Genomic DNA, 17,293 nt, shown 5'->3' with positions numbered 1-17,293 from the left:
GTGGCTCAGGGTGTCTGACGATCTCTTCTCTTGATGAATAGTAAGATAGCGGACTGCTCCTTTGCCATCGCCCAGAAGATGGAAATGCGGCCTACACCGATCGGGTGATGAATAGGAGCGCCTACTGAGCCTGGAGGTAGGTGAGGATTGCCTCGACGCGTCCGTTCACGGAAAGTTTCTGATAGATATGATGCAGGTGTGTCTTCACGGTATCGACGGAGACACACAACTGATCGGCAATTTCCTTGTTGCTCCGACCCGATGCTGCGCAACCCAATATTTCTTGTTCCCGGTCGGTTAAGTTCATGAGTACGGGGGTGTGGTGCTCCCGTGCCTGCCCCACCGCACCGGGAACGGTGCGAGCGAAGCTGTCGGGCATGACCGGCGACAGGATATGTTCTCCTCGAACGGTGGCTCTGATGATGCGCAGAAAGTCCGTCTGATCGGTGTCCTTGAGAACGTAGCCGAACGCGCCTGCCTGCATGGCGGTGACAATCCGTGTGTCTTCATCGTACCGAGCCAACAGCAGCACCCGCGTGTCGGGGAGGTGCTGCTGGATGAGTTTTGCGATCGATTCCACATCGAGATCCGGCATGTCGACGTCAAGGAGCACGATATCGGGCTTGTGCTCCACCGCCAATCGATAGGCCTCGCGCCCATCCGGCGCCTCTACGACGGAAGCGACATCCCGTTCCCGCTCCAACAGCAGCCGCAGACTTTGCCTGAACAGCCGTTGAGCCTCGACAATGAGCAGCCGGATGGAGGTGGGCTGCGCTCCATGCTTGCGGCGGTATCCGGCGCTTCCCCGGCGTTGGGCGGACGTATGAATCCCTCCTTTCATGCGAATGACCTCACCCGAAGGCTTGCACGCATAATGCTGTGCCGAGCGACGTGATGCCCCGGGCTCGTCGATCATGCAGCCATGCGATACACCCAGCGATCTGCATCGCGTCTGATCTGAGCGAGAGCTCTTGCTTCTCTGCCCTGCGCGGCCAGTGAGAGCGCTCCAAGGAAAACCGCCGACAGCATGAAGCCGGCAACAACCAAATAGCCCATTGGGATTTCAGGCCATGCCATCGGTTCGCTCACGGCGACAAGCTCGCCCTTCGCTGATGAGCCGATAAGAGCCGGCGCGGTGATGCGGGCCGTCGGTGTTTCACTGCGCACCGCGGCAAATATTAACCCCGCCAGCTGCTCTTGTTGTGTGGCTTGTCCTTGTTCCATGCTCCGTTGCGCCTCAACCACCCGGACCAGAGCCCACCCGAGCCGTTCCTGGATCGCACCGGCCTGTATCCAATCGTGCTGAGCGGCCTCGACGATACGGCGTCCAAGCGTGGCTTGCCAGGTGGAAGCGAACGCATGATGAAGCTGTTGTCCCCTGGCTTCGATCACGCCGATCATCTTCATGTTGTACATCGAACCATAGTGATCAGCCGTCAAGAGGCCGCTCCGAACGCCGCGCGTCGTGGAGTTGACGATCGCTCGTCCCATGACGCCCTGCACGCGAGCCAGGTGATCAGCCGGAACGGTTGCCGCTTCATTGAGGACAGTCCCGAGCAAGCCGCGTGAGCCCGAGTACAACTCATGATGCGCCATGGTCGCGCGATTCCATTCGGAGACCGATTGAGCCATGGCGTGATTGGAGCGGCGCTCGAAGAGCACTTGATCGAGGATGGCTTGACCGAGTGCCGGTTCGAGGGCGCGCATGCCGTTCTCGATACCCGATGTTTGTTCCAGGGCAAAGGCCTGCGGCGCGACTGCCTGATAGGTTCCGTTGGCGGCAAGGAACAAGAAGAGCGCTCCAAAGACGATGGCGCACATTCCGACACCCACGATGATGTCGATGGTGTTATAGCGGTAGGACATAGATGCCTCCTTGCCACATCGAGTCCATCGCCCGTGTGGCGGCGCGCGACAAACGAGATAGCCGTCGGGTCGGCAAGTCTGCCGGCGCGACAGAAGATAACTCAGTGAGATGATTGGTTAGAGACGAACTAGGGCAGGGGCCGCACTTGCCATGCTCAGCCTGTTGGTACTTTGCTCCAACGACGAACATGGCCACCACCTCCTCGAAACCGAGGCGGTATCGACGTTTCACTCTACGCCTCAGGGGTAGAGCGGTCAAGGGCGTATGCTTCCGACCTTCATCTCCGTTGACAGAGGATGAGTCATGCTTGTAGGCTGGTAGGATGACGTACTGAGCTACGCTGACTCTCCCATCGCTCGCGCCGTCCCTCCCCATCCCGTTCTTGCGCGTCTGATTCTCCGGTCTTCGCTGCTTCTACGCCTGAGTCTCCACGAGTGCCTCTCTACTAAGTTGCTGGACGCATCTTGGTGCCGGGAGGAGTGGAGGCCTCACATCTCACCAAGGAGTTCACATGAATAAGGAACAGTTCGGACAGTTCTGGGGGCAACTCAAGGCGCCGCTTAAGGCAAAGTGGGTGAGAATCACCGAGGAGGACCTCGTTGAGATCAAGGGGAACCTCGATACGTTCGACACCGTCCTTCAGAAGCGGTATGGCGAACTTCAGAAGGATGAAGTGACGACATGGGCCCACCGGCGCTATTGCCATTGGACCGGAAACTACCTCGGTTATACGGAAGAGGCGCCGGCGGTATAGACCGGTCGTCATGCGGTGTCGAGGAACGGCTGCTATCTATGAAGGGAGCGAACATGAAGCAAATCGTGATCAACAGAAGCTATGACCAATTCTGCATTAGCCATAAGGCACTGGTCCGGTTGCGTGAGTTGGGGCAACAAGAGGCGTTGAACGAAACGGATACTGGGGCGTATTGGCCTCAGGCTGCGGGGCCTCGGGAACCGAGCCTGAATCAATATGGGAAGCTCATTCCACGGGATGATGAGAAACTCGTTCGCGTGGTCGCGGAACTTGGGGAAGCAGCCGATGGGCATGCCGCGGCGCTCAAGATCGTGACCATCCCCGACGATGTGCAATGGGTGGTCAACAAGATCGAGGGTGGCGAACAGGTGAGTGAAGTCCACCGCACGTGGGCATGAGCGAAGAAGCCATGTTCTCGTAAACGGGGTTGTAAAGACACGGGGTGTGATCGGTAGATTGAAGGGGCGCTTCAATCGAAGCGCCCCTCCCGCAGTCAGGTAGTACGCGTGACGCAGTTAATAGCGGTTGCGGTTCTGTCCACCGCCGGAACGGTTGCCGCCGCCACCACTGCCACCGAAACGTGGTTCCATCGGTTTCGCTTCATTGACGGTGAGCGACCGTCCATCCATCTGTGACCCGTTTAAGGCCGTGATCGCCGCCTTGGCTTCCTCGGCGCTCGACATTTCGACAAAGCCGAAACCTCGAGATTGGCCTGTGAATTTGTCCGCAATCACGCGGGCCGATTCGACCGTGCCGTGCTCGGCAAACAGGGTGGTGAGTTGAGATTCCGTTGCCGAGTATGGCAACCCGCCGACATACAGTTTTGAACCCATGGGGGTTCCTCCTTCTAAAATGACATCGTCCATGACGCGAGAGGAACTTCGGAGGGGAAGGAGAGGGCCAAAGACGTACTGGATGAACGGCTCAGGTCAGGCTTCCAATCAGATTCTCGGCAGGAACAACATCGGTGACAGGCCATTGAGATTCTTGTTTCATGCGAGGCCCTCCGCAATGAGACACCAGCATCCTATCAGGTGCGTATGCGAATAGCTACACTGAGGGTTTGGAATAGATCCCGTTCGGTAGAGCATCATCAGGCTCTGACGCACCTCGCAAGACCCGCCTATCTATCCTCGGTGAACGTCGTCGTGTCTAATAATCGAGAAATGATTGGCTGAATGTGCCGCTGACGGTAGCATACGACATCATGATGAAGCGTCGCCTTTTCACATACCTGGTGCTCGCCTTGAGCATGACCTCCCCGGCGATTGCCCAGGCAGATTTCATTGCGCGAGTCCTCATCGTCCACGAAGGAGATCGTCTCACGATCCATCATCAGGGTCGGAAGGAAACGATTTACCTCCGAGACATTGATTGTCCTGAGATGAAACAACCGTACGGGAAACAGGCCAAACATGCGACGACCGTCTATGTCGCCAACCGTGACGTGGTGGTGCGGGATCTGAAGCGTGACCGGCAGGGTCGGATCACGGCAGACATTCTGCTTGAAGACGGCAGGCATGTCGCCCATGAGTTGGTGAAAGAGGGACTCGCCTGGGCACAGCAAGGAAAATCCGGCGATCAGACCCTGAAAGACATGGAAGAGTTGGCCAGAGCCTCCGCTAAGGGCCTATGGTCCGAGCCGAATCCTGTCCCGCCATGGAAATGGAAGTCGGCGAAGACGACCGGTCGGAACTAGCCTCCCGTTCCTATTGCCGCACGCTCCGCAGTCACTACGTATCTCAACGGCCCACCAACTATCATCGAATCGAATGGATAGCAGGTGACGAGGACGAGTCTGGTCTGTGGGTGATCGAGTGCAATGGTTCCGGATCGTGAATCCACAATGCGACTTTCCAAGACCCTGTAGCGCCGCCGCTTTCCCTTTATGGTTTCGATCATGATCTCATCGTGCGGCCGCAGGCGTTTCAAGAACTTGAAGTGCGTGTCGCGGTGGGCCGTGAGAATCGTGGTGCCGGAGGAGCCGGGCAACGCACTGGATTCCACATGGCCTGGCCCGAATGCCAGAGTCCGCCCGTAGGCGCCTTCCAACACAATCTGATCAACTCCCAACCGCGGGATGACTAATCTGGCAATGGGCCAAGTGTCGGCCCAGGGCCAAGGTTTCACCTCCGTTTCACCGGCCAGGGTGCGAGACCAAGCTCGCTGCAGGAGATACTGCGCGAGCTCGGCCTTCACATAGATCGACGATCCTTCTCCGACTTGCCAGAGCCCGATCGCGAGGACGCATGCGACCAGCGCGCCGTGAGCCGGTCGAATGATTCGGCTCCGATTCATACCGTCCATTTTCGATGGCGCCATGCCAATCCTGCGATCGTCAGCGACGCCAGCCCGAACAGGATCTGCAACTGCCCGATTGTGGCGGTCTTCGGCAGTGCGGCGATTGAAGCTTGATCTTGAACAGCGGCCGGAGCCTGTTCAGTACTTGAGTGATCCGTCGGCCTGGCGGGCGTGACATCTACGGCAACCAGGCTCGTGTATTTGCTGACCAGGTGATGAGCCACTGCGACATCGATCACGGCGCTCTTGATTGCCTCCTCGACTCCGCCTTTGTATGTCTCATCCATCAGCGCGGAGATCTTCTGTCTGGCCCAAAAGACGGAAAGACCTCCCTGTGAAGCCGCCTGTTTGAATGAGACCGGCAGGGTCCAGGGGCGATGGCCAGCGAGTCCCTTCAGCGTCGCGTGTGGTGGGAGTGAACGCGTCTTCATCGCGAGCACGATCGGTTCACCCGCATACAGATCGGCGATCTGTGAGGGGTACTGTTCCATGCCCGGCCAGCCGGTGGGATCGAAGGTAATGTCATGGAGAACAGGCCGCTCCAACTTGTTGAACAGCGCATCGAGCCGGTCCTTGACCTCTTCGATATTGCCGATATGGGTAAATGTTCCCCGGCCGACCTCCGCTGTCTTGCGCATGAGGTAGCTGTTCGGCGTCGAACCGATGCCGATCGTAAACAGTCGCCTGGTGCCGAGCTTGTAGTGCAGCATCTCGAACAGCTCTTCTTCATTGCCGACCTGTCCGTCGGTCAGCAACACGATCTGTTGAATTCGAGACGAATCTTGCGGATTCTTCAAGGCCTGCCTCAGCGCGGGAAGAATTTCGGTCCCTCCATCCGCCGACATCTGCTCGGTGTATCGGACAGCCTTTCTTATACTGGCTGCCGTCACGGGTTCGAGCGTAGGGAACAGGGAGCGGACTGTATTGTTGAATTGGATCACATTGAAGCGGTCCTGCGTGGTGAGCCCTGTCAGTGCCGCCGTCACCGAAGCTTTGGCCTGTTGGATGGACGGGCCTGCCATCGACCCGGACGTGTCGATCACGAAGATGAGGTCACGCGGCACGCGTACGGCCTTCTCGTCCGGCTGAGTCGGCGGGGCAATCATGAGCATGGCGTAGGTTTCTCCATGCTTCTGTTCGGTGAAGATCGTCGCCAAGGGAGCTGCGTGAGGGGCGGGATGCCAAATAAGCTGGAAATCCTTATCTGCCGGCACCGCTTCCTCCTTCAAGCTGATCTGAAATCCACCGTCAGGATCCGGGATCACGATGATCGGGTGGTAGGGCGATTCCACCTTGGCGACCGGGAATCCCGGGTTGAGAACGAGGGCGAGGCTCAAAGGGTTGATGGACCCTTGACCAGGTGAGTGAACCGGAGGCGTGATGCGCGAGCTATCCGGGACGCGATCGGTGTCGAGAGCCATGCCCGTGCCTTCCGGTTCTTGGCCTTCGATGATCACCGGTGTGCCGGGGATATACCGTTGGCCGACGGCCATGGGAAAGCGGAGTTGAAACTGTCCGTTGTCGTACCGGACGGTTTCCTGATACTCGATCTCGACGATGATGCGCTCGCCTGGTGCGATGTTGGCGACCGAGGTCGTGAAGACGTTGGGCCGCTCCTGCTCGACCAGGCTTGTCCGCTTGCCTTCGTACTTCGCCTGCTCATAGGTTTTCTTCGCCTCGGCCCGTTCCTTGATCTGGCCCTCGACGATGCGCTCACCGATCTTCATGCGGAGATGGTCGACCGCGGCGGTTTCCGGGAGCGGGAACACATAGATGCCTTCGAGCCAGTCGCCTTTCTTCTTGTTGGGGTTCGTGAACTCTTGCCGCACGGTCGCGCGGGCGATCATGCCGGTCACGGCGATCTGTACGTCTGTTTTCAGAAGCGGAGCCGGCCGGTAGCGGCCCTGCTGATTGGTCTTGAACAGGAGCGTGCCTTCCTTCACGTCATGAAGCCCCATCGTCGGCACGATGCCGGTGCTGAGCGATTCGGGTTCAGCCGGTTCGGCGGGTGAGGGAGTATCGAAACAAAAAATGAGCAGTGCGGCGCACAGTACGAAGGACGTTGCCAGGTGAACGACACGGCGCGGCCGTGCCAGGAACGAGCGATGCAGCATGATAGCCTCGCGAGTTGGGGTGGTGGTGAAGGTGAATCGCAGAGGCGCCCCCGGGAAGGACGAGCTTCCCAGGGGCAATCCCTGCGCGTGGTCAGCTCCCGCCGGCGGTTTCGTCCAGCGGTGTGACGCCGTTCTCATCCGAGGCGTTGGTGGAAGGCACCAAGCCGTCGGTCGATGAACCGGTATCGTCGGTGTTCTGATTCGATTCGATTGCGCTTTGAGTCGTCTCAACCGCGAGAGTGTCAGCCACGGCTGGTAGTGCCATGTGCTCCTGGCCGACCTTCCGCACTTCCAAGTGCACTCGCCGATTCATGTGCCGGCAGGTGTCGCTGGTATCGATGCAGAGCACGCCTTCTTCGCCCAAGCTCACTGCCTTGATCCGGTGCTCGGCAATTCCGGCATTGACCAGTTCCGCCTTGACCGTTTCGGCTCGCTTCATGCCCAACTGCTTGTTGTAGCTTGCCGACCCCTGTTGATCGGTATAACCCTGAATCAACACGCCATAGTCCTCGTTCCGCTTCAGCATGTCTGCCTGAGACGACAACTGCGCCTTCCCTTCATCGGTCAGCCCCTTGCGGCCGACTTCGAAGTAGATATCGGTATGGATAATGTCCGATATCGCTGCCGCAGGGATCACGCCCTGGGCAGAGTGTGTGGTCAAGATTCCCGCCTGATTCGAAACCGCAGCTTGTTTGAGAAGATCCGGCACATTGGCATTCCCAATCGCTCCCGTGGCGGGAGATACCGTCACCTGGTCACTCGACTGGCTGTAGTACCACGCAGCGGCGAGCAGTCCACTCACGATAAGAATCAGTGCGGTCAGGATCGTGAACTCTTTCGTGTCTCTCTCCGGTCCCTTCACCGCGGGAGCGATAGTTCCTGACGAAACCTGTGCTGAACCCTGTGGCATGATGGCAATCCTCCTTTATTGATTAAGCGAGCAACTCAACATTCAATCATTCACAACCCGAAACCCGTCTCCGGCCTTCCCCGAACCACCTCCTTTCACTTGTCTTGCTGTGCGCTGACTGAGGATTGCTTGAGCAACCGGAATGCCGATGCGAAAACGCGGGAAAGTTCAGAAAGTTGTGAGGAAAGTTCAGGGGTTACGAAGATGGACTAGTCAGTCGAAGCATGCGGGGACGCGATATCCAGCATCCCATGCGGGGCCAGCCCCGCAGCCAGGATGTTGAAACTGGCCTCCCGCTGCGTTCTCGCGTCGCTCAGAGGCTCAGCGTACTAATCGGGAGAGAGCTGCGCTGGCAGCTCGGGGTGGCGCTGTGTGAGAAAGGATACGCCTTCGCCTCTTCACTTGCTGCGGTCTTGCGGGAGGATCAGTTTGAATACTCTGACCCTACCAAATACAGGCGCTGGATACCTATGAGACTTTGCAGTAGACTTGCCCTTCCGGAAACAGCCGATAGGAGCCTTCTGTGGCAGAGTCAGAAATTCCCCGACATCTCATTGATCAAGTTCGTGAAGGAAGGGTAGTGCTTGTATTAGGAGCGGGTGCCTCGCTGGGTGTAAAAAGAATTGGCGGCGGGACAGTTCCCTCAACAGACGTCCTTGCAAAATCTATTGCTGAGAAATTCTTGGGCGATCAGTTTTCAGGTAGTGATCTGGCGTGGATCGCTGAATTGGCGATATCTGCATCGAGCCTGTCGATCGTGCAGGATTTTGTTGCTTCTCAATTCCTAAATCCCGACCCCGGACCGCATCACAAATTGGTCCCAACTTTTAGGTGGCGGGGAATAGCAACTACCAATTACGACAGGATAGTCGAGACAAGTTACGAATCCGTGCACAACAGAATCCAACAGGTCGTACCTTTTCTCTCAAACGAAGATAAGGTAGACGCGAAACTACGAGATCCGTCATGCGTTGGTTTGCTTAAACTCCATGGTTGTGTTACCCGCACGCACGACGAGAAGCTGCCACTAATCCTCACAGTCGATCAGTATGTGACTCATCGGACGAATCGCACTCGCGTGTTTCAAATGCTTGAAGAATGGGCAACTGAAAATACTCTAATTTTTATAGGGCATTCTATTCGTGATTTCGATCTCCGAAGACTCCTTCTCGATCTCATCAATAACTTAGGCGGACACCCGCGTTTCTATATTGTCCGCCCCGAAGTCGATGATCTTGAGCGTGATTTCTGGGGAAAGAAAAGCATCACAGTTCTCAAAAATGTCCTATGCCCAGTTTTTAGAGAAGCTTGATGCTTCAATACCACGCCAGCTGAGACCATTGCTCAAGCGTATCGAAGCTGACCACCCAATACGAAAGCATTTCATTACTCAATCGCCTCCGACTCGTGCTCTGCTGGAATCGCTCCAATATGACTGGGAGTATGTACACGAAGGAATGGCCATTGAACATGGGGATCCAAAGCAGTTTTATTCGGGTTTCGGACTAGGGTGGTATCCAATCCAAGCAAATTTGGATGTTCGCCGCAGCCTTAGCACGCAACTGATTGACGATGTCTTCCTTCGTCCAGAGGAAGATCGACTCACAGCACTCGAGCTTTACCTGGTCAAGGCAGAAGCCGGAGCAGGGAAGTCGGTGATATTGAGGAGGACGGCCTGGGATGCTTCCATTCAAGCCGGAGCATTAGTTCTATACGCGCGAGCTGGGAGGTTGCCTGAGGCGAGCGCTATCCAAGAATTGAGTGTGTGCACAGGACAAAGAGTTTTCATATTTGTTGAAAATGCAGCCAGTGAGCCAGCAGAACTTGCACGATTGTTGACAGACGTTCGTCAGAGAAAAGTTCGAGTGACATTCATAACCGGAGAGCGGGTCAATGAATGGAATGTACGGTGCGAGGCGCTCGAGGATTATTTGTCAGGGGAGCACACTCTCGGATATCTGAATGAAAAAGAAATAGGGTCTCTTGTTGACCTTCTTGAAAAGCATGACGCCCTGGGCAATAGACTTATTAAGCTGTCCCGCAATGAGCGCATTGAAGAGTTTGCCAAGCAAGCTGAGCGACAACTGCTAGTTGCCCTTCATGTAGCTACGTTTGGGAAACCTTTTGAGGAAATTCTGTACGATGAGTACAAGAGAATCATCCCGCAAGAAGCCCAGCGCTTATATCTTACCGTTTGCGTTCTAAATCGATTAAAAGTGCCGGTGAGAGCAGGCGTAATTTCGAGGGTCCATGAAATACCATTCGAGCAATTTACTCAAAAACTGTTCAAGCCTCTTGAACATGTTGTCCATCCCATAGAATTGCCATGGGGCGATATGGCATATCGCACGAGGCATCCTGAAATCGCAGAGATCGTTTTTAGACGCGTGTTGGTTGATCCAACAGATAGGTACAATGAAATTGTTAGATTATTGCACGCACTGAATCCGATTTACTCTACAGACCTACAAGCGCTCAAAGGACTTTTGCGAGCTCGTACTGTGCATGAACTATTTCCGACCCATCAAGATGCGGCAGCACTGTATCAGTCAGCGGTTCAAGTAATGGGGGAAAATAGTGTGTACCTGTTGCAGCAACGAGCTAACTACGAACGCATCAGGCCTGAGGGAGATCTCCAAATGGCTAGCGCACTGTTATTGAAAGCAAGAGATTTGGATCCGAGAGATGAGTCGGTAATTCATACTTTTGCAGAAGTAATGCGAAAACGTGCAGAGAATGCAACAGAAATGCTTGAGAGAAGGAAGCACAGAGCTCAAGCGATGTCATTGCTTCAACTTATTAACATGGAAGGACCATCGGGCAAGTTTGCACTAGCCACCCGTGCCAACATAGCCATTGAAAACGTTGCAGATTTCGTTAAAGAAGCTACAGCAACCGATCGTGATGTTGATGAAGCAATTCGTGACGCAGAAAAAATCATCATTGAGGCACGCCAAAGATACCCGGGTGGTTCGCACATCGCAACCTTGGAGGCTAGATTAGCCCATGTTCTGGAGGACGACACGCGAACCTACAATGCCTTAGCTAAAGCTCACAAAGCCAACCAGCGAGACCCATTCATTACAACGAGTCTGGCGGCAATTTTACTGCGCCGAGGTCAATTCAGTGAAGCAAAGTTGGTCGTTTCAGAGGCATTGGCAACCAATCGTAATGATAAGCGATTGAACTACATGCTCGCTGAGATCGAAAGGAAATTTGAAGCGAATCGAAAAATAGAAGACTTGGTGCACTATTACCGCCGGGCTTTTACTAGGTGGGACTCTAACTATGAATCGCAATTTTGGTTTGCTCGTTTTGCCTGGGAGGTTGGGACAGACGAGCTGAAAACGGAGGCTGAGGAGGTCTTCCGCCATTTGAGAGGCATTGCTCTCCCGCATAGTGAGCGTGTTCGCATACGAGATGTCATCAAAGTGTCTGGACAGCAGATGCAGTTTCTGGGATCTGTTGCACGAATAGAATCAACGCATGGTTATGTTCGGCTCGACGGATCAGGCGACTGGATATTTTTTCATCGCAATAACACCATTGGGAATGTGTGGGATGATTTGTCGAGTGAGAAACGAGTGCGATTTCGGATCGGATTTTCCCTTGGAGGAGCGGTCGCAATCGATATTGGATTAGAGGGGCAAAGTAGGTAAACCTGAAGCAGTTTAAGGGGTCGGAACCCGTTTGTTTTTCTCCGCCGACGGAACCGAGGACCTCATCAACATTGGCGATATCTTCACAGTCGTGTTCCGTATCACCGCATGATGGAGCAGCTGTCCAGGTGCACGTATTCGTACTCGAAGCTTGTGACGATGCATCTGAATTTAAACAGCTCGTCTTCGCTGATCCCCTCGATGTCCTTCAGATTCGGGAAGTACAGAACCAGCGCTCGGCTGGTGAAACCATCGGCGATGTGAATAGCCACGCCGCCGTCGCTGAGTTCGAACAACGGACCCCGGCGTCCCTCCAGCACCAAGGTCTTGCCTCCGTGACGTGCGAGGGCCGCATCGGCGTCCTTTTTAAATTCGCGATAGAGCTGGTTGGCAGACGGCAGTGGGCCTTCATCACGGGGGGCTGCAGGGGCGTCAGGTTTGGGCTTGCCGTCCCGGGTCAAACGCCCGCTGTAAAGGATGGCATCTTCCCCCTGCCAGTTCTTGGGCAGGGTTATGGTCAGTTCGTCGCCAGACGCTATCCATGTGAATGTGCTGCGGCCAAGGCTGTCCAACTCGATCACGCCCTGGCTATCCTGGCCGAACCTGCCGGTAACCCGATTGCTTCCTATCCGGTTGCACGAATAAATGGATATCCCGTAGACGCCCGGGTAGGCAGTGCAGAAGTACTGCCCCCAATTTCCACGGAAAGCGCCGTCTTTTCCCACATCGATGTTGAGGTATAACGCGGCACCTGTCAGGGCGGGGTTGGTGAAGGTTGCGTGGCCCGGTGATTGCCAGTTGCCGACTGGGATTTGTGGTTCTTGCGCAGACGCCACGACCGCGGCGGCGACTAGGCTGGCCACAACTGCTCGTTGTACCAGTGCCGTCTTCATGCGCACCTTGGTGGAATGGTTATGTGAGCTACGCTTTTCCTACGGGGACTATATGGCTGGTCGTCATGGCTGTCAACTTGATGAGGATCTGTAAGAGAACGAGGAATCGAATGTACGGGGTCAGACCCCTTTGTTCTTCGTCTGTAGATCTCCGAACCCCGCCTTTCGATTTCTATGGGTCCAGTACGATACCGTTCGCGGCGAAGAGCGCTTCGAGGGTGTCCCACTCATCGCCGTCGAAGTTGTAATCGAAGGCACCCACGTCGGTTCCAGGCATCGCGATGAGTTGATGAAGTTTCGGCGCGACCTGGGATCCAACCAACTTGAGAATCGCCTGTTCATCGTCATCACCACATGAGCCCGCAAACATATTGAGGATCAGCTGATGAACCGCTCCGATATGTAAATGGGAAAGTTGATAGTATGTGTGCGTGGTGACAAAGAGTCGAGACGCGTCGTCGTCCATGGTCTTGAAGCTGATGAGTCCGCACTTCAGCAGGACGATAACCATTTCATCCCACTCCTCGCCGTCTACACACCAAAGCAGTTTATCCAACCCCACCCCTTTGACCACGTTGCCCATCTTTGAACAGTTGTTGCTTAAGGCGCGCAGGACCTTCAGTATGGCTCGTTCGTCGTCATCCCACGTTGAACCGTCGCACAAGTCGTTCAGCAGTTTGATGAGCGACGGGACCTCCATACGCTCCAGGTCCTCCGGAAGCGCATGACCGATAAGTTTGCGTGCTTCATCGTCGGTGGTGTCGTTTAAGGCGCCACTAGCCACAGCCACGGCCGCCTTTGCAATCGCGACGATGAAAATTCCCCAGAAGCCGGTGGGATTAAGACGGCCGGGATGATTATCGTCATCAGGATCGGTAATCGCATCGACGATCTCCCCAAACGAATCGTCAACTTTCTTCTCCCGCAAGTCTTTTTGGATTCGACTGACTCGCCGCGAGATATCTTGAAGCGAGACGCGTTCACCAGTCACTTCAATGAATGGAGCTTTCTTGTCGATCCCCAGGAGCTTCAGATCTTTGACCACGTCGTTGGTGAGGGTCGCGACTGCGTCGACTCGTCGTTGGAGGCGCGACAGTACACGGTCGTCGAGCCGGTCATGCCCCTCACGCTTCAGTTCGGTAAACGCTCGTCTCGCTCTGGTCAGCGCATGCGAGGCTTCGACGAGGCGGCACATAGCCGCGCGTTTTGAGGTGTCTGAAATCGGATGGGCGAACGAAACCGGCTCGAAGGAATCAATCGTGCGATTGGGCATGTGTTGCTCCTCAGCCTGACCGAGTAAGAACGTGGTTGAAAGATTTACAATGCGTTTTGGCCGCATGCAGGACCACTAGCGGAGGAAAGTTGAGGCCAAGTCGTGCTCTGTGCAGCGAGCGGTGAGGGATCGAACTCTCTTCTTTGGATTAGGCCGTCATGCAGGTATCGCTGAATCGGTATGATTCGAGCCTAAGATTCGTCTTTGGGGGACTCCTCGCTCTGTTTCAGCCAGAGTTCAAGCAGTCTTGTCTCACGTTCAGACTGGGAAATGTGCTCCAGCGCGAATGCGCCCGTCAAGCGATCCTCATAAAAGGCCCGTTGCTTCGCATAGGTTTTCTTAAACGCGTCCCGCTTCAGGGTTTTCCAATTCGCATCGGATATTCCGGCATGGGAACGCAAGAGATTGATCTCGATGGCTTGGAATGCAAAAACCTTCGCCAACACCTTGATGACGGTTGCGTTGGTCAAAAACCTTGGAACTTTATCAGCCATGACTAATGGTTCCGGTTAAGCCAAGGCAACCGAGACTATATTGGCAGTCTTTCACCATCCTGGCAGGATGCTGAAAAAGTCCTGCCAGCTTCGTTCAGCCTGCTGGAGCGGCACGGAGCCTCAACGTGGAGATCAGTTCCGTACGCCGCTCCAAACCTTTGCCGGATCGATCGGCTTGTCAGGGTTGAGTGTCTTCGCCTTTTCCAGCAGGACATCGGTCCCCTCCGGATACGCTGGATCAGAAATACAACAATTATCGACCGGACAGACGGCCGCGCATTGAGGTTCGTCAAAATGGCCGACACACTCGGTACACCGATCGTGAGTAATCACGTAAATGCTGTCCCCCACCCCCTGGCCGTCGCCCACATGATTTCCCTTCGACTCCGCATCACTGCGAGTTTCGAAGATGGCCTCGTTAGGACATTCCGGCAGGCAGGCGCCACAGTTGATACATTCTTCGGTAATCAGCAGAGCCATGATCCTGGCCTCCTTATTGTCTAAGATTTAACACAGCGCCGCACGTTCTCTTTATCCATCTTATTACCCGCACACACCCTTGATGACGGAATGCGTATGTTGCACTTTCGTAAGCGCCTCTGTCAATGCGGCGGTCGATACGTAGAACTGCCGGGGAAGAGAGGTTTACGGGGTCAGCCCCCGGTTCTTTCGTACATTATTGTCCGGTTGCCAAAGATCCCGATCCGAGATCTGATATTCTTGCTGAACCATGGGATGCCTTCTGTTCTGATGCAAATCGCTATTTCCGGTACGCACTGCGTAGGCAAATCCACCCTTGTGGATGATGTGATTGAACGATTGCCACATTGGGAATCGATAGCGGAACCGTATTATGTGCTGGAAGAAGAGGGGTATGATTTTGGGGACGTGCCGACGCTTGAAGATTTCGAAGCGCAACTCACCCGCTCCCTGCAATTGGTTCGTGAGCGGCGCCATAATGTCATTCTTGACCGATGCCCCCTGGATTTCGTGGCCTATGCTCTTTGCCTGGCAGATTCTGAGTCGTTCAATGTGCGTGTCTGGTTACCACAACTCCGCGAGACAGTGAGCGCCCTCGACTTGATCGTCTTCTTGCCAATGGAGCACCGGATCCCCGTTCCCTTGTCCGAAGATGACGACTTCAGAATCGCCGTTGATGAAAAGCTTCGGGAGATTCTCCTCGACAATATGTTCGACCTTGAGATGGTCGTGCTTGAAATCACAGGCACGAAAGCGGAACGAGTCCAGCAAGTCGTGGAGCGCCTTTCCCACCGAAAGGTTTGATTGCCGGGGCTGTGAACCCCGACTACTTCACTTGCGGGCGTAGGCTTCCCGATCGACGCTGATCATGCCGATGGGCTCTCCGGGGCTCGCACCGAACCTTCTTTCCCGTCTGTTGCTCCTTCGCTCTAAATCTTCGGGTCGAAGAAGCTTTGATTTGTCGATCCTCCTTCCAAATTCGATAGAGGACCGGTTCATTCCACCCTTAAGAACAAGGGGCAAGTAGTTTAGGCAAGGTCACTGCAACGGCACGATGAGTGCGATGGCTAGTTTAAACAACCTAATAATGTATGACTAGATATCGAGGTGACTTTACGTTAGACTTCCTCACCAATTGGGTAGGTAGGGACGTCCTTGCGGGTTACAAGTAATCTATGGGCGACGCGGCCTAGCGAAATCTGAGTCAAGGAGCCTCTCATGCTGCCATTAAGCCTAGCCCTAATTCTGGCAGCGGCGATCACCTCGCCCGCTGCTGCTATAGAACAATCGGCGTGCTCTTTGCTGACCTCCGGCGACGTCGACAGTGTCATCGGCGGCCCATTGGGCGTCACCCAGCCGCTAAAATTTGACGATGTTCCGGCAGGCCCGAACAGGGTCATCAAAACGCTTGGCTGTCTGCTGAGTGTCCCTACTCACACCGGACAAGTCTCCATCGGCTGGTACGTCGGACCCATCACCGATCAAGAGATCGACCAATTGCTCAAGATGTCGAAAGATAACGTAGGAGTCAACAACCTCAAGAAGGCGAACTACAAGGAGGTTTCGAAGGATTTTCCCCAGGCCTCGTGTTCCACTCTGTCACCTCCGCCCTCCGCCAAGGACGGCATGTACTTGTCCACCTGTGCGGGCGGGGCAAAGGGCCACGGTCTTTCGATACAATTCATGAGCCCGACCAAGGCGCTCACCATTGATCAGGCAAAAGCCCTTTTGGACAAGGCGGCTGCGCACGTTCCCTGAGAATTGGTCGAGCGGTGTGCTGAAGACAGGACGGTAGCCGACGGATTCTATCACTCGACCATCGAGACTGCGGCGCGGGAGGAGAGACGGGGAGAATAGGGTCCTTCATCTTCAACGGACAAGGAGGCAGGCACGTGAATGTATTGTCTGTGGGCCTCGCGACGACCGCGGTGTTGGCGTTTTGGACGGGACCGGCGCCGGCAGAAACGGCGCCGCTCACACCGGGATACTATGAGGTGGTAGTCTCCGGTGCGCCCGGGGGTGGAACCCAGACACGTAAGCGCTGTGTGACCGTCGAACACGTCGCTGACCCTGATAGCGTCTTTAATTATGCATTCGCGAAGCCATATAAACCCTTCCCTGACCATAAGGTCATCAATTACGCGTCGCAAGGAGGTGCGATCAGCTATGACGTCGAGACCTCCTTTACGACGACGCATGTCGAGGGGACCGTGTCCAGTTCCGAGTTTTCCATCGTGCGCACGACGAAGGCGAAATCGGGGAAAAGCACAGCGGTCACTATGAAACTCGATGGCAAGCGCACCAGAGACTGTCACAAGGGGGACTAGCCAAGCCCGAATATGAGAAGGCCGCGTATTGTGCTCGCACCCACCGTGATGCTGAGAATCCGTGCCAAAGTTTTCGTCGGCAGAGGGCGGTGCACGCCGTGATAGACGGCTAGGACGGCTGAACCCGTCCTCTGCTCTCGCTCCGCTGCGTCATTATCCCTCCAGACTCTTGATCTCGACGGACGCGGTCCGTATGATCGCGCGCACGAGCCACCCGCGTG

18 protein-coding genes are annotated in these 17,293 nt (G+C 55.3%); 8 read left to right on the top strand and 10 right to left on the bottom strand.

All coding sequences use genetic code 11. The features are described 5' to 3' along the window. Nucleotides 1–121: 121 nt before the first annotated feature. Nucleotides 122–841, bottom strand: a complete 720-nt coding sequence (locus H8K04_14715) for a response regulator transcription factor (protein UVT15063.1) — start codon at nt 839–841, stop codon at nt 122–124. A gap of 71 nt (nt 842–912) precedes the next feature. Next, nucleotides 913–1,866 (bottom strand): hypothetical protein, encoded by a 954-nt coding sequence (locus H8K04_14710; protein ID UVT15062.1) that lies wholly within the window; start codon nt 1,864–1,866, stop codon nt 913–915. Between the two features lie 512 nt (nt 1,867–2,378). Between H8K04_14710 and H8K04_14705 the strand changes: the two genes are divergently transcribed. Both H8K04_14705 and H8K04_14700 read left to right on the top strand, forming a co-directional pair. Beyond that, on the top strand, nt 2,379–2,621 hold the full coding sequence (locus tag H8K04_14705; GenBank protein UVT15061.1) for a hypothetical protein: 243 nt from the start codon (nt 2,379–2,381) through the stop codon (nt 2,619–2,621). Between the two features lie 53 nt (nt 2,622–2,674). After that, nucleotides 2,675–3,019 (top strand): hypothetical protein, encoded by a 345-nt coding sequence (locus H8K04_14700; GenBank protein UVT15060.1) that lies wholly within the window; start codon nt 2,675–2,677, stop codon nt 3,017–3,019. A 117-nt stretch (nt 3,020–3,136) separates the two neighbouring features. Here H8K04_14700 and H8K04_14695 read toward each other — a convergent pair whose 3' ends face one another. After that, complete coding sequence (locus H8K04_14695) at nt 3,137–3,454, bottom strand: RNA-binding protein (GenBank protein UVT15059.1); 318 nt, start codon at nt 3,452–3,454, stop codon at nt 3,137–3,139. A 374-nt stretch (nt 3,455–3,828) separates the two neighbouring features. Between H8K04_14695 and H8K04_14690 the strand changes: the two genes are divergently transcribed. Next, nucleotides 3,829–4,320 carry a thermonuclease family protein gene (locus H8K04_14690; protein UVT15058.1) on the top strand — a complete coding sequence of 164 codons (492 nt, stop codon included), beginning with the start codon at nt 3,829–3,831 and terminating at the stop codon, nt 4,318–4,320. Here H8K04_14690 and H8K04_14685 read toward each other — a convergent pair. The 3 genes from H8K04_14685 to H8K04_14675 form a co-directional block, all read right to left on the bottom strand. Next, the gene (locus H8K04_14685; GenBank protein ID UVT18000.1) at nt 4,317–4,919 is read right to left on the bottom strand and encodes a class GN sortase; all 603 of its coding nucleotides are present in this window, start codon (nt 4,917–4,919) and stop codon (nt 4,317–4,319) included. The genes H8K04_14690 and H8K04_14685 overlap by 4 nt on opposite strands. Beyond that, nucleotides 4,916–7,036, bottom strand: a complete 2,121-nt coding sequence (locus tag H8K04_14680; protein ID UVT15057.1) for a marine proteobacterial sortase target protein — start codon at nt 7,034–7,036, stop codon at nt 4,916–4,918. The genes H8K04_14685 and H8K04_14680 overlap by 4 nt, the downstream gene beginning before the upstream one ends. 91 nt (nt 7,037–7,127) lie before the next feature. Further along, a complete protein-coding gene (locus H8K04_14675; GenBank protein UVT15056.1) occupies nt 7,128–7,946 on the bottom strand; it encodes an OmpA family protein in 819 nt (272 codons plus the stop codon). Between the two features lie 523 nt (nt 7,947–8,469). On the opposite strand from H8K04_14675, the gene H8K04_14670 reads away from it, so the two are divergent. Then, the gene (locus tag H8K04_14670; GenBank protein UVT15055.1) at nt 8,470–9,258 is read left to right on the top strand and encodes an SIR2 family protein; all 789 of its coding nucleotides are present in this window, start codon (nt 8,470–8,472) and stop codon (nt 9,256–9,258) included. Then, nucleotides 9,188–11,605, top strand: a complete 2,418-nt coding sequence (locus H8K04_14665) for a hypothetical protein (protein ID UVT15054.1) — start codon at nt 9,188–9,190, stop codon at nt 11,603–11,605. Before H8K04_14670 ends, H8K04_14665 begins: the two co-directional genes overlap by 71 nt. 101 nt (nt 11,606–11,706) lie before the next feature. On the opposite strand, the gene H8K04_14660 is transcribed toward H8K04_14665, so the two are convergent. From H8K04_14660 to H8K04_14645, 4 genes are all read right to left on the bottom strand, one after another. Further along, a complete protein-coding gene (locus H8K04_14660; protein UVT15053.1) occupies nt 11,707–12,498 on the bottom strand; it encodes a hypothetical protein in 792 nt (263 codons plus the stop codon). A 172-nt stretch (nt 12,499–12,670) separates the two neighbouring features. Continuing rightward, nucleotides 12,671–13,771, bottom strand: coding sequence for a hypothetical protein (locus H8K04_14655; GenBank protein ID UVT15052.1), 1,101 nt, complete (start codon nt 13,769–13,771; stop codon nt 12,671–12,673). A gap of 191 nt (nt 13,772–13,962) precedes the next feature. Further along, nucleotides 13,963–14,265 carry a hypothetical protein gene (locus H8K04_14650; GenBank protein ID UVT15051.1) on the bottom strand — a complete coding sequence of 101 codons (303 nt, stop codon included), beginning with the start codon at nt 14,263–14,265 and terminating at the stop codon, nt 13,963–13,965. A gap of 132 nt (nt 14,266–14,397) precedes the next feature. After that, complete coding sequence (locus H8K04_14645) at nt 14,398–14,745, bottom strand: 4Fe-4S dicluster domain-containing protein (GenBank protein UVT15050.1); 348 nt, start codon at nt 14,743–14,745, stop codon at nt 14,398–14,400. 270 nt (nt 14,746–15,015) lie between these two features. Between H8K04_14645 and H8K04_14640 the strand changes: the two genes are divergently transcribed. The 3 genes from H8K04_14640 (at nt 15,016) to H8K04_14630 (ending at nt 17,072) form a co-directional block, all read left to right on the top strand. Further along, nucleotides 15,016–15,549, top strand: a complete 534-nt coding sequence (locus H8K04_14640; GenBank protein UVT15049.1) for an AAA family ATPase — start codon at nt 15,016–15,018, stop codon at nt 15,547–15,549. 414 nt (nt 15,550–15,963) lie between these two features. Then, nucleotides 15,964–16,503, top strand: coding sequence for a hypothetical protein (locus H8K04_14635; protein ID UVT15048.1), 540 nt, complete (start codon nt 15,964–15,966; stop codon nt 16,501–16,503). A gap of 134 nt (nt 16,504–16,637) precedes the next feature. Continuing rightward, nucleotides 16,638–17,072: a hypothetical protein gene (locus tag H8K04_14630; GenBank protein ID UVT15047.1), complete on the top strand. Its 435-nt coding sequence runs from the start codon at nt 16,638–16,640 to the stop codon at nt 17,070–17,072. Nucleotides 17,073–17,293: the final 221 nt, after the last annotated feature.

It is taken from the genome of Nitrospira sp. (genome assembly GCA_024760525.1).
GTDB lineage: Bacteria > Nitrospirota > Nitrospiria > Nitrospirales > Nitrospiraceae > Nitrospira_D.
The sequence above is the reverse complement of the archived record's forward strand: the minus strand, read 5'-3'. Positions and strand labels throughout refer to the sequence as shown.